The 13180-nt window shown below is 63.0% G+C and carries 9 protein-coding genes and 1 pseudogene; 3 read left to right on the top strand and 7 right to left on the bottom strand.

Features of this window, described 5'->3' with window-relative positions; all coding sequences use genetic code 11:
• Positions 1–804, top strand: an 804-nt coding sequence (locus tag ABR948_RS21780) for a hypothetical protein (protein WP_428121904.1), incomplete at its 5' end; no start/stop codon positions are given.
• Between the two features lie 264 nt (positions 805–1068).
• Here the strand turns inward: ABR948_RS21780 and ABR948_RS21775 are convergent.
• On the bottom strand, positions 1069–1371 hold the full coding sequence (locus ABR948_RS21775) for an ArsR/SmtB family transcription factor (protein WP_428121901.1): 303 nt from the start codon (positions 1369–1371) through the stop codon (positions 1069–1071).
• A 59-nt stretch (positions 1372–1430) separates the two neighbouring features.
• Here ABR948_RS21775 and ABR948_RS21770 point away from each other — a divergent pair, with 59 nt between their 5' ends.
• Positions 1431–2378 (top strand): threonine/serine dehydratase, encoded by a 948-nt coding sequence (locus ABR948_RS21770; protein WP_428121899.1) that lies wholly within the window; start codon positions 1431–1433, stop codon positions 2376–2378.
• 607 nt (positions 2379–2985) lie between these two features.
• The gene (locus ABR948_RS21765) at positions 2986–4665 is read left to right on the top strand and encodes a methyl-accepting chemotaxis protein (protein WP_428121897.1); all 1680 of its coding nucleotides are present in this window, start codon (positions 2986–2988) and stop codon (positions 4663–4665) included.
• A gap of 26 nt (positions 4666–4691) precedes the next feature.
• Here ABR948_RS21765 and glpK read toward each other — a convergent pair whose 3' ends face one another.
• The 6 genes and pseudogenes from glpK to pimA all read right to left on the bottom strand — a co-directional run bounded on the left by glpK (position 4692) and on the right by pimA (position 12946).
• Positions 4692–6197, bottom strand: a complete 1506-nt coding sequence (gene glpK / locus ABR948_RS21760) for a glycerol kinase GlpK (protein WP_428121894.1) — start codon at positions 6195–6197, stop codon at positions 4692–4694.
• Between the two features lie 340 nt (positions 6198–6537).
• Complete coding sequence (locus ABR948_RS21755) at positions 6538–7311, bottom strand: SDR family NAD(P)-dependent oxidoreductase (RefSeq protein ID WP_428121892.1); 774 nt, start codon at positions 7309–7311, stop codon at positions 6538–6540.
• Between the two features lie 153 nt (positions 7312–7464).
• Entirely contained in the window at positions 7465–8607 is a 1143-nt protein-coding gene (gene pimD / locus ABR948_RS21750) for a pimeloyl-CoA dehydrogenase small subunit (protein WP_428121890.1), read from the bottom strand.
• A 174-nt stretch (positions 8608–8781) separates the two neighbouring features.
• The gene (pimC, locus tag ABR948_RS21745) at positions 8782–9972 is read right to left on the bottom strand and encodes a pimeloyl-CoA dehydrogenase large subunit (RefSeq protein WP_428121888.1); all 1191 of its coding nucleotides are present in this window, start codon (positions 9970–9972) and stop codon (positions 8782–8784) included.
• Between the two features lie 162 nt (positions 9973–10134).
• A complete protein-coding gene (locus tag ABR948_RS21740; protein ID WP_428121886.1) occupies positions 10135–11322 on the bottom strand; it encodes an acetyl-CoA C-acyltransferase in 1188 nt (395 codons plus the stop codon).
• A pseudogene (gene pimA / locus ABR948_RS21735) lies at positions 11319–12946 on the bottom strand (dicarboxylate--CoA ligase PimA). Before pimA ends, ABR948_RS21740 begins: the two are co-directional and overlap by 4 nt.
• Between the last annotated feature and the right edge of the window lie 234 nt (positions 12947–13180).

The raw sequence follows: 13180 nt of genomic DNA, 5'->3' as shown, positions 1-13180 counted from the left end.
GATCGGATCGTACCGGGATCTTTAGTGCCCCACGGTACCGCGGCAGAAGGAGGATCGAGCCTTTCTGTAACAGAGTTTGGTAATCAAGACGGTGAGGTCGTTTATTGGCCACAAGTACCGGGCGGGGCCGTCTATCAGAGAACTCCCGAAGGCTATCTGGTTCACAAGATCGATGGTGGCCCCGAGCAATTTAAGCAAAAAGCCTTCGATATGTTTGGCAAGCCGGTCAGCATCTGGATTGGTGAACAGCCTCCTGGCACAATCAAGAAGGTTTCAATTCTGCGAGACAAGAAAACGGGTTCGATCAACCTTGTCGTGAATCAGCATGAAAACGGCCTGACCTTCCACGCTCACAATTTGCGGACGCCGTTTCAATCAAATGTGGGGATTCATATGGCATCAGACACACCCCCGTCAGATTTACCCTTGCAGATCGATGTTTCCGAAGATCGAAAATCAGTCTCTCTCACAATGCCAGCGGAAGGCGACTCAATTACAACGCTGAACTTAGATGCGAGTACTTTGGACAAGTTGATTTACGAATTGAGCAGGGCTCGAGCAGATTTATTAGAACAAACTCCAGTTGATGGTCCAATATCGGGACAAGAGATGTCTGTTCAAATCGACCCGGCTTGGCGAACAGATAAAAGCCCGATTTCGAACATCTCAGGGATTTTTCTCCGACTGCGGCATTTAGGGTACGGCTGGTTAGGGTTTATACTCCCACATCACGAGGCAACTGCCCTCGGCAAATGGCTTCAGGAAAACTCAGAACGCAACGATGTCGTAGCTCCTAAGACGTGAATTCCCATCGATTGAGTCGAAGCGCCGCTTTAAGAGCCAATCTCTCCGCTAGAGGGTCGAGTGGAGGCCCCCTCCCCTCCTCGCTCGCCATCACGCCCTATCACCGCCCGCGCCCATCGTCGTCGTCCCCACAGCCGGCTTGAAGATGTTCCAGCCGCAGTGGTCCGCAAACTTTTCCGGCTCGGCATAGATGCAAGTCCCGAGAGAGAGCCGGCGCCGCGGTTTCCCCGAATCACCGGGCGATCGACCGGCGACACTCCCCCCTCAAACCTTATCCTGAATCACCCGCTTAACCGCAGCGATCGCGGCTTCGTCGCGGCTATACATCGTCCATTGCCTGATCCGTTTGGCGCGCACCAGTTTCGCCGCGATCAGGACGCGCATGTGCTCGCTCAGCGTGGGCGCGCTGACGCCGAGCTTTTCCGCAATCAGAAGGCCGCACACGCCGTCGTCGATCAGGTCGCCGTCGACCTGTTCGCGAAAATGCTTCTTCGGATCGCGAAGCCAGTCCAGGATCAGAAGGCGGCGCTCGTTGGCCAGAGCGCGCAGCGCGATCGCAACTTTCATTTAGCCATTTTGCTAATTAACTAATTGATGTCAAGCTTGAGAAGCGATATAAAACCGCGATGGATCAGGTCACTCCGATCACACGCGAACGCATCGCGGCCACTGAGGCCGCGATCCGGCCCTTCGTCCGGCGGACCCCGCTGGTCAGAGCTGATGGCGCCGACTTCGGTCTGTTGCCGGGATCGCTGACCTTCAAGCTGGAAATGTTGCAGCATTCGGGCTCGTTCAAGGCCCGCGGCGCGTTCGCCAATCTGTTGTTGCGCGAACCGCCCGCCATCGGCGTGGTCGCGGCGTCGGGCGGCAATCACGGCGTGGCGGTCGCCTACGCCGCGCACCGGCTGGGCGTGCCGGCGACGATTTTCCTGCCCGATATCACCTCGCCCGCCAAGGTCGAACGGATCCGCAGCTATGGCGCTGATCTGGTGGTCGCCGGTTCGCGTTATGCCGATGCATTGGCCGCGAGCGAAGCCCATATCGCCGCCACCGGCGCGATGGCGATTCACGCCTTCGACCAGACCGAAACCCTGCTGGGACAGGGAACGGTCGGCCTCGAGCTCGAGCAGGACGCGCCTGACATCGATACGCTGCTGGTGGCGGTCGGCGGCGGCGGATTGATCGGCGGCGTCGCCGCCTGGTATGGCGGCCGGATCCGGATCGTCGCGGTGGAGCCGGAGGCCGCGCCGACCTTGCACGCCGCGCTGGCGGCGGGCCGGCCGGTGGATGCGCCGGCGGGCGGAATCGCGGCCGACAGCCTGGCGCCGCGCCGGGTCGGTGAACTGATGTTTGCGATTACCCGGACGAATGTCGCGCAAGCCGTACTGGTCAGCGATGACGCCATCCGTCAGGCACAGGCGGCGCTGTGGTCGGGACTGCGCGTGGTGGCCGAACCCGGCGGCGCGGCGGCCTTCGCCGCGTTGCTCTGCGGACGTTACCGGCCTTCGCCTGGGGAACGAGTTGCGGTGCTGATCTGCGGCGCCAACACCACCGCGGTGAGCTTCGACGACTAGAGATCGAACGTCTCTCGACAGACGCGATAGAACACGAGCGCGAACTGGACGCCATATGCCCGCTATCGTGCATAGCACGGACTGCGACGCCGGATCCTTGCTTCAAGGTGCCCTTTATTAAATTAACGCTTCGATAGCAGGCGGCGGCGAAGGCGAAGCATGATCGGGGTGAGGCAGCGACCCGCCGATCAGACCCACCCGGCGCTGAGGTCTATGCCGAACGTGATCAGGCACAGCGAAGCTATCAGCCCAACACCGCAAAACAGAACAATTGTCTTGAGCGGGTGGTCATCGGCTGGCGCTTCGGAAACTGGAGTTATTGAAGTAATAGAAACGGTAGACATGATATCCCCTCTGTCAGCCCCGATATGCTCCGGGGTCGGGGAAGTTATAGGCCCGGTGTATTTACGGGTAATTGCCGTGCATCGTTATTGAGTCGTAAAAATGAGCGCCGTTGGGGTGCCCAGCACATGCGTCGGATTCGCGGATCCGGCAAGCTCGTTAGCGCGACACCCAGACAGCTGTTAGCCAAATATTAGGGTCAAAGTGGTTAATCTGATCCGTATTTCAGCCGGGACCACTATTGATTTCAGCCGGGACCAATATTGTGCTTTCAAGACTTTCCATCAGCGCCAAACTTTTCACGATCGTCTCGTTCCTGTTTCTGGCGATCGCCGTGATCGGCGGATTTGCATTCCTGCAGATGCGCTCCATCAATATCGCGGCGCAGGATATTCAGGCCCAATGGCTGCCCAAGGTGCGGTGGATCGGCGAGATGCGGGTGCAGTCCGCGCGGTATCGCGCGGTGCTGCGCGACTATCTGATCGTCGCGGATGCGGAACGCGCGGACGTTGACAAGAATCTCGCGGCTCGCAAGGCCGATTTCGAAAAAGCCGCCAAGGCCTACCAGTCGATGGCCTCTTCGGCCGCGGAGCGCGACCTGGCGGACGAACTGGAAAAGCAGTGGCAAGCGTTCCTCGGCGCGGCGCTCGACGTGCAGTCGCTTGCCGCCAAGGGCGATCTCGCGGGTGCCAAGGGCGTCAACGCCGGCAAGGTGGTGCCGGTCGGCCGCGCCATGGACCTGACGCTGGCGAAACTCGTGGACTTCAACGACAAGGGCGCCGAAGTGGCCGGAGAGGGCGCCGAAGCCACCTATCTGAGCGCGATCCGCCTGACCGCGGTCATTCTCGCCGTCGCGATCGTGCTCGGCCTCGGCGCGGCGATCTACATGGTTCGCGACATCCGCCGCGGCATCGGCTCGATCCTCAAACCAATGGGGCAATTGACCGACGGCGAACTGACCGCCGAAATTCCCCACCGGGGCGAAACCACCGAGATCGGCCGCATTGCCACGGCGCTGCAAATCTTCAAGCAAGCCCTCGTCGCCAAGAAGGCGTCGGATGACGCGGTCGATGCCGACCGGGCGGTCAACGCCGCGCGCGCCCAGCGCATCAGCACGGCCACCGGCGATTTCGAGGCGATGATCGGCGAACTGGTTCGCTCGCTGGCGTCGGCCTCGACCGAACTCGAAGCCTCCGCCAGCACACTCTCCTCGACCGCCGACCATACGCAGGAGCTCACCACCATGGTCGCGGCCGCGTCCGAGGAAGCCTCGACCAACGTGCAGTCGGTGGCCTCGGCGACCGAGGAACTGAGTTCGTCCGTCAACGAGATCAGCCGTCAGGTTCAGGAATCGGCACGGATGGCCGGTGACGCCGTCGACCAGGCGCGCAAGACCAATGACCGCGTCGGCGAACTGGCGAAGGCGGCTGCGCGCATCGGCGACGTGGTCGAGTTGATCAACACCATCGCGGGCCAGACCAATTTGCTGGCCCTGAACGCCACCATCGAGGCCGCGCGTGCCGGCGAGGCGGGTCGCGGCTTCGCCGTTGTCGCTTCCGAGGTCAAGGCGCTGGCGCAGCAGACCGCGAAAGCGACCGGCGAGATCGGCCAGCAGGTCGCCGACATCCAGGCGGCGACGCAGGAATCCGTGAGCGCGATCGGACAGATCAGCGGCACCATTGAAAAACTGTCGGAGGTCTCCTCGACCATTGCGGCGGCGGTCGAGGAGCAGGGCGCGGCGACGCAGGAAATTTCCCGCAACATCCAGCAGGCGGCGCAGGGCACCCAGCAGGTCTCCACCCACATTACCGACGTCGAGCGCGGCGCCAGCGAGACCGGCTCGGCCTCGTCGCAGGTTCACGCGGCGGCGAAATCCCTCGCCGGCGAAAGCGACCGCCTGAAGAACCAGGTCGAGAAGTTCCTCCATACCGTGCGGACCGCCTGACCGGACACGCGCCTGCGCGGAGCGAACTACCCCTCGCCCTCGTCGCTCGCCAATACGCCCTTCACGGCTCTGGCCCAGCCCTTCAATTTCCGCTCCCGCGTCGCCGCGCTCATCGCCGGCTTGAAGCGATGCTCCAGCCGCCAGTTGTCGGCGAATTTTGACGGCTCGGGATAGACGCCGGCGGCGAGCCCCGCGAGATAGGCGGCGCCGAGGGCGGTGGTTTCCTGGATCATCGGGCGATCGACCGGCGCGTCCAGCAAATCGGCGAGGCGCTGCATGGTCCAGTCCGACGCGGTCATGCCGCCGTCGACGCGCAGCACGATGTTGGCGGCTTGGGCATCGGGCCAGTCGGCGCGCATCGCGGCCAGCAGATCGACGGTCTGGTAGCAGACGCTCTCCAGCGCGGCATGCGCGATTTCGGCCGGGCCGGTGTTGCGCGTCAACCCCAACAGCGCGCCGCGCACGCGCGGATTCCAGTAGGGCGCGCCCAGGCCGACAAAGGCCGGCACCAGATAGACGCTCTGCATGGAATCGGACTTGTCGGCGAGCGGGCCGGTCTCGGCGGCGCTCTTGATGATGCCGAGCCCGTCGCGCAGCCATTGCACCGACGAGCCCGCGACGAAGATCGAACCTTCGAGCGCGTAGGTGCGCTGGCCCTTCAATTGATAGGCGATGGTGGTGAGCAGCTTGTTGTTGGAAGCCACCGGCGTGGTGCCGGTGTTGAGCAGCGCAAAGCAGCCGGTGCCGTAGGTCGACTTGATCATCCCGGGCGAAAAGCAGGCCTGGCCGATGGTGGCGGCCTGCTGGTCGCCGGCGATGCCGGATATGGCGATGGAGCCGCCGAACAGATCGGCCACGCTGTCGCCGAACCTTGCCGAAGAATCCTTCACCTGCGGCAACATCGAGCGCGGCACGCGCAGGATTTTCAATAGCTCGTCGTCCCACTCTCCGCTGTGAATATTGAACAGCAGCGTGCGCGAGGCATTGGTGGCGTCGGTCGCGTGCACCTGGCCGCCGGTCAGCCGCCACAGCAGATAGCAATCGACGGTGCCGAACATCAATTCGCCGCGCTCGGCGCGGGCGCGCGCGCCGGGCACGTGATCGAGAATCCATGCGACTTTCGTTCCGGAGAAATAGGGATCGATGATGAGACCGGTCTTGGCCGAGATCGCCGGCTCGTGGCCCTCGCTCTTTAGTCTGGTGCAGATGTCGGCGGTACGGCGGTCCTGCCAGACGATGGCGCGGTGAACAGCGGTCCCGGTGGCGCGGTCCCATACCACGGTGGTTTCGCGCTGGTTGGTGATCCCGATCGCGGCGATATCCTTGGCGGTGACCCCCGCCTTCTGCAGCGCCGCGCGGCAGGTCGCGACCGTGGAGGTCCAGATATCCTCCGGCTCGTGCTCGACCCAGCCGGATGCCGGAAAATGCTGCGGAAATTCCTGCTGCGCCGACGCCGCGATTGAGATGTCGCTGCGAAACACGATGGCGCGGGACGATGTGGTGCCCTGATCGATGGCCAGCACATGGGACATGATGATGGTTCCTGGCGGTTTTTTGGCGTTGCTTCCCGGGGGATTGTTATGTGGTGTTGCGTCAAGGCAAGCGGATTGGGGCGCGAAGGTCAATATGGCGGAACGCTGATGCTTCACCCTCCCCTGGAGGGGGAGGGTCGGCTCGCATCGAGCCAACGGGTCGGCGCGAAGCGCCGCCCGATGATAAACTCAGCGAGATGCGAGACGGGGTGGGGTGATCCCTCAATTCGGGCAGCGCTCAAGGGGAGAGACTGTCACCCCACCCCGATCGCACCGGACGATGCTCCGCATCGCCGAGCGCGATCGACCCTCCCCCTCCAGGGGAGGGTAAGAAAGAGGGCTACACCGACGCCGTCGTCACGCCGCCGTCGACCACGATGGTCTGGCCGGTCATGAAACTGGACGCATCGGAGCCGAGATAGGCCACCGCGCCGGCGATCTCGTCGGGCTCGCCGATCCGCCGCAACGGCGTGGTGGCACAGCGGCGCTTGAGGCGATCTTCGTCTTCCCACAATGCGCGGGCGAAATCGGTCTTGACCAGCCCCGGCGCGACGCAATTGACGCGCACGCCCTTGGGGCCCCATTCGCCGGCCAGGCTTCGGCACAAGGCGAAGTCCGCCGCCTTGGAAATCCCGTAGGCGCCGATCACGGTCGAGCCGCGCAGCCCGCCGATCGAGGATATGATGACCACCGAGCCATTGCCGCGCTCGGCCATTTGCGGGATCGCAAGCTGACACAGCCAGATGTTGCTCTTGACGTTGGAGTTCATGATCTTGTCGAAGGCGTCGTCCTTGATGTCGAGCAGCGGACCATAATAAGGGTTCACCGCGGCGTTGCAGACCAGGATGTCAATCTTGCCGTAATGGCTGACCGTGCCCGCGATCAGCGCCTCGACTTCGTCGCGGCGCGAGATGTTGCAGGCGATGACATGGGCATCGCCGCCCGCCTGGCGGATACCGCCGGCGACCTCCTCGCAGGCCTCGGCCTTGCGGCTGGAGATCACGACCTTGGCGCCGAGTTTGGCCAGCAGTTCCGCCGAGGAACGGCCGATGCCGCGGCTCGACCCGGTGATGATTGCGACCTTGCCGGTGAGATCGAACGGGGTGTGTTTCATGGGTGTTTCCTGAATTATCCGCTGCCGTCATTGCGAGGAGCGAAGCGACGAAGCAATCCATTCTTCGTATGTTGCGCGATGGATTGCTTCGCTTCGCTCGCAATGACGGGGCTGGGTTCGATGCTTCGCATCGCCCCGGAATGACGGTGGCTGCTACACCAGCCCGCCGCCCTGGGTGACGCGGCGCAGGTGGTAGTCGGTGTCCCCAAACGTGTTTTCGATCATGGTCAGCCGCTTGAAGTAGTGGCCTATCTTGGCCTCCATGGTCATGCCGATGCCGCCATGGAGCTGGACCGCCTGCTGGCCAACGAATTTCAGCGACTTGCCGATCTGGACCTTCGCGGCTGCGACGGCTGTTGCACGCTCCTTGGCGTCGTCGAAGTCGCCCGCCATGGTCGCGAACATCGCCATGCTGCGGGCCTGTTCGACGGCCACGAACATGTCGGCGGCGCGGTGCTGCAGGACCTGGAAGGTCCCGATCGCCACGCCGAATTGGGTGCGGGTCTTGAGATATTCGACGGTCGATTTCAGCGATTCATCCATCACGCCGACGGCCTCGGCGCACAGCGCGATGCGGGCGTCGTCAACCACGCGCTCGATCAGGCCTAAGCCATTCTCGGGATCACCGATCACAGCGTCAGCGCCGACCTCGACGCCGGTGAAGGTGATGTCGGCGGCATGCAGGCCGTCCTGGGTCGGATAGCCCTTTTTGGCCACGCCCTTGGCGTTGCCGGGCACCAGGAATACGCCGACACCATTGGCATCGCGCTGGCCGCCCCTGGTGCGCGCGGTCACAACAAGCATGTCGGCGCTCTCGCCGTTGAGCACGACGAATTTCTCGCCGTCGATGACGTAAGCATCGCCCTTTTTCTTGGCCGAGGTCGAGACGTCGCCGAGATCGTAGCGCGAGTTCTTCTCGAGCTGCGCGAAGGCAAAGGTTTGGCTGCCGTCGATGATGGCGGGAATATACGCCGCCTTCTGCGCGGGCGAACCGCCGCGGCGCAGGAAGCCGCCGCCGATCACCACGGTCGCCAGATAGGGCTCCAGCACCAGCGCCTTGCCCAGCGCTTCCATCACGATCATGGTTTCGATCGCGCCGGCGCCGAAGCCGCCATCGTCCTCGGAAAACGGCAGCCCGAGCAGGCCCTGCTCGGCGAACTTGCCCCAGACGGCTTTGCTCCAGCCGCCCTTCTGCGCCATGTATTTCTTGCGCGCATCGAAATCGTAGGAACTGCCGAGCAGCCCGTCGACGCTTTCCTTGAGAAGCCGCTGCTCCTCGGACAGATCAAAATCCATTTTACAGTCTCTCCAAAATCAACATGGGCAATGCTGTTGCCCGACATTCTGTCGTCATCCCCGCGAAAGCGGGGATCCAGTAATCACAGCCACCATTCGTAACCGCGATGGCCGCGGCGTACTGGGTCCCCCGCTTTCGCGGAGGACGACACCTCTGTTATTGCGCTCCGCCGATCACAACCCCAGCACCGCCTTGGTGATGATGTTGCGCTGGATCTCGTTGGAGCCGCCGTAGATCGAGACCTTGCGGTTGTTGAAATAGCTCGGCGCGATCTGCGCGGTCCAGTCCATCGCTTCGTTGCTGCCGTCGTCGCCATGCTCGTCGAACGGTGCGGCGAACGGGCCGATCACTTCCATCAACAGCTCGGTGGTGGCCTGCTGGATTTCCGAGCCCTTGATCTTGAGCACTGACGAGGCCGGATTGGGCTTGCCCTTGCCGTGCTTGCCTTCGTCGGCAACCACCCGAAGCTGCGTCAGCTCGAGCGCCTTGAGCTCGATCTCGACCGCGGCCAGTTTTTCGCGGAACGCCTGATCTTCCATCACCGGCCGGCCGCCGGATTCGACCTTGGAGGCCAGATCGCGGATGCGGCGCAGCCGTTCCTTGGAGACGCCGACGCGGGCAATCCCGGTGCGCTCATTGCCGAGCAGGAATTTGGCGTAATCCCAGCCCTTGTTTTCCTCGCCGACCAAATTGCTGACGGGAACCACGACGTCATCGAGGAACACCTCGTTGACTTCATGGCCACCGTCGATGGTCTGGATCGGACGCACCGTGATGCCCTTGGTCTTCATGTCGATCAAGATGAAGGAGATGCCGGACTGCTTCTTGGCGGAAGGGTCCGTGCGGCACAGACAGAAGATCCAGTCGGCATATTGCGCCAGTGTGGTCCAGGTCTTCTGGCCGTTGATGACGTAGACGTCGCCCTTGCGCTCGGCCTTGGTCTTGAGCGAGGCGAGGTCAGAACCGGAGCCCGGCTCCGAAAAACCCTGACACCACCAGTCGTCGACATTGGCGATGCGCGGCAGATAATGCTTCTTCTGCGCCTCGTTGCCGAAAGTGTAGATGACAGGGCCGACCATGCTGACGCCGAAGGCGAGCGGCGCCGGAGCCGGCACCATCTGCAGCTCCTCGTTGAAGATGTAATGCTGCACCGAACTCCAGCCGGTGCCGCCATATTCCTTCGGCCAGTGCGAGACGCCCCAGCCCTTCTTGTTCAGGATCCGCCACCACTCGACCATCTCGTCCTTGCCGAGGTGACGGCCTTCCTGGAGTTTCTGACGTGTCGCCGGCGGCACGTTGTCCCGGAGGAAGGAACGCACTTCGTCACGAAACGCCACTTCTTCCTTGCTGAAGCTGAGATCCATCGGATCCTCCTGTGAGCGAATGAATTAGTTCTCTCGTCGTCCCGGCGAACGCCGGGACCCATAATCCGCGGCCGCCGTCATTAGAAAAAGGTCTCTACCACAACGCCTCAATATCAAGACCTCGCGGTATGGGTCCCGGCCTTCGCCGGGACGACGCGCTTGTTACTGCAAAATCTCGAACAAACCGGCAGCGCCCATGCCGCCGCCGACGCACATGGTCACGACCGCAAACTTCGCCTTGCGGCGGCGGCCCTCGATCAGAGCGTGACCGGTGAGACGCGCGCCGGACATGCCGTAGGGGTGGCCGACCGCGATCGCGCCGCCGTCGACATTGATCTTTTCCGGATCGATGCCCAGTTTGTCGCGGCAATAGATCACCTGCACCGCGAAGGCCTCGTTCAATTCCCACAGATCGATGTCGTCGATCTTGAGGCCGTGGCGCTTGAGCAGGCGCGGCACCGCGAATACCGGGCCGATGCCCATTTCATCGGGCTCGCAGCCGGCGGCGACGAAGCCGCGGAAAATACCGAGCGGCTTCAGGCCGCGCTTCGAGGCTTCCTTGTCGCTCATGATCACGGACGCACTGGCGCCGTCCGACAACTGGCTGGCATTCCCTGCGGTGATGGTAAAACCGTCGCCGCGCACCGGCTTGAGACCGGCCAGGCCTTCGGCCGAGGTCTCCGGGCGCGGTCCCTCGTCTTTCGAAAACGTGATGTCCTTGAAGGAAATTTCGCCGGTGGCCTTGTCGGCGACGCCCATTTTGGTGGTGATCGGTGAAATCTCGTCGTTGAATTTGCCACCCTGCTGCGCCGAGGCGGTGCGGCGCTGGCTTTCCAGCGAATACTCGTCCTGCCGCTCGCGCGAAATGCCGTAGCGCTTGGCGACGACTTCAGCGGTGTCGATCATCGGCATGTAGACTTCGCCCTTGATCTTCAGCAGCGCCGGATCCTGGGTGTGAAACTTGTTGGCATGGTCGTTCTGCACCAGGCTGATGGATTCGCCGCCGCCGCCGACCGCGATCTCGACGCCGTCGAAAATCACCGAGCGGGCCGCCAGCGCGATCGCCTGCAGGCCGGAGGCGCATTGCCGGTCGATCGTGGTGCCGCCGACCGTCACCGGCAGGCCGGCACGCAACAGCGCCTTGCGGGCGATGTTGCCGCCGGTCGAACCCTGTTGCAAAGCCGCGCCCATCACCACGTCCTCGACTTCCTTCGGATCGACCTTGGCACGGGCGACGGCCTCGCCGATGGCGTGGCCGAGCAGGGTCGCGCCTTCGGTGGCATTGAGGGCACCGCGATAGGCCTTGCCGATCGGGGTGCGGGCGGTGGAGACGATAACTGCATCGGTCATGAACGACCTCCTGTTGCAAGTTGTTGTTGTTTGGATGGCGCGGGTTGTTGCAAGGGTTGTTGATTACGCAATTCATGGCGCGAGAGCTTGCCCACTGAAGTTCGCGGCAATTCATCGACGAAATCAAGCGCTGTCGGAATCTCGTGCTTGCCGAGCTTGCCGGCGAGAAACGCCTTGAGCTCATCCAGCGTGAAGGCATCGGCGCCGGCGCGCAATTTGACAAAGGCCTTCGCCGCCTCGCCGCGGTAGGGATCGGGGATTCCGATCACGATCACTTCCTGCACCGCGGGATGTTCATAGATCGCCTGCTCGATCATCTGCGGATAGACGTTGAAGCCGCCGGAGATGATCATGTCCTTCTTGCGGTCGACCAGATAGAAATAGCCGTCGGCGTCCATGTAGCCGATGTCGCCGGTCAGGAAACGGTCGCCGACGAAGGCCTCCGCGGTTTCCTTGGGCCGGTTCCAGTAGCCCTTGGTGACGTTCGGTCCCTTGATGCGGATTTCGCCGACTTCGCCCGGCGGCAGGGTCTTTTTGGAATCCTCCAGCGACACCACGTCCATTTCGACCCCAGGCAGCATCAGCCCGATCGAGCCCGGCTTCTCCGGTCCCTCCACGGGATGGCCGGTGCCGGGCGAGCAGGTCTCGGTCATGCCCCAGCCGCTCTTGAGCTTCATGTTGGTCTTGCGCTCGAACACCTTGGCGACCTCGACCGGCAGCGGCGCGCCGCCGGATCCGCAACTGACCAGCGACGACAGGTCGCGGCTTTCGAGATCGGGCAAGCTCGCAATCGCGATCCACATCGTGGGGACGCCGGGGAATACCGTCGCGCGCTTGACTTCGATGTCGCGCATCACCGCCTGGACGTCGAAGCGCTGGTGCAGCGAGATCAAATCACCGCGCTCGAGACAGCGCAGCATGATCACGGTCAGCGCAAAGATATGAAACAGCGGCAGCACGCAGATCGTGCGCTCGACGGCGTTGCGCTGCTCGCTCGCCTTGCGGCCCCAGACCGCATAGATCGACACCGCGGAGGTCAGATTGCCATGGCTGAGCATCGCGCCCTTCGGCAGCCCGGTGGTGCCGCCGGTATATTGCAGCAGCGCGACATCATCAGGCGAGATCTGCGGCCATTGCGCAGGTTTACTGGCGCCCTGCACGAACGTTTTGAAAGTCACGATCGCCGGATGGTCGGGGATCGGCGTATGCGGATTGCCGACCGCGCCCCAATGGTCGTCCTCGCAGACGATCAGCCGATCGAGCAAGCCTTTCTCCAGGAACTTCAGCGCCATCGGCAACAAGGTTGCGAGATCGCTGGTGACAAGAATGCGCGGGCGCCGGTCTTCAGCGCGCCGAAGAAATTCACGGGATGATCGGGCGAGTTGCCGAGGAACAGCGCGATCGAATCGTTCCGGCCGTAGCCGGCGCGCAGAAACGCCGAGGCCGCAACCTCGACCATCTCTTCGAGTTCGCCATAGCTGATGGCGCGGTCGCGAAATTCGATCGCCGGCCGCGCGCCGAACCGCGCCGCCGATTTCGACAGCAGATCGGGCAACGATCCCTGGGTCAGCGGATCGTCCCAGTGAATCCCTTCCGGATAGAATTGCTCGCCGGGGTGGGTCATGTGTACTCGGCATGGTCATTCCGGGGCGCGCGGAGCGCGAACCCGGAATCTCGAGATTCCGGGTCTGCGCCAAACGGCGCATCCCGGAATGACGGGTGTTGAGAGCAGTGCGCCATCACGCCGCTTTCGCGGTCTGCGCCAGCGACGCGAAGGTCTTGCCTTCGGCCGCCAGCTGCTTGAGCAGCGGCGCCGGTTCGAGCGAGGGATCGTTGGTCTCTTTGGCGTAGAACGACA

This window comes from Bradyrhizobium sp. (genome assembly GCF_050014615.1).
Classification (GTDB): Bacteria; Pseudomonadota; Alphaproteobacteria; order Rhizobiales; family Xanthobacteraceae; genus Bradyrhizobium.
This window is presented reverse-complemented; position numbering and strand designations above follow the sequence as displayed.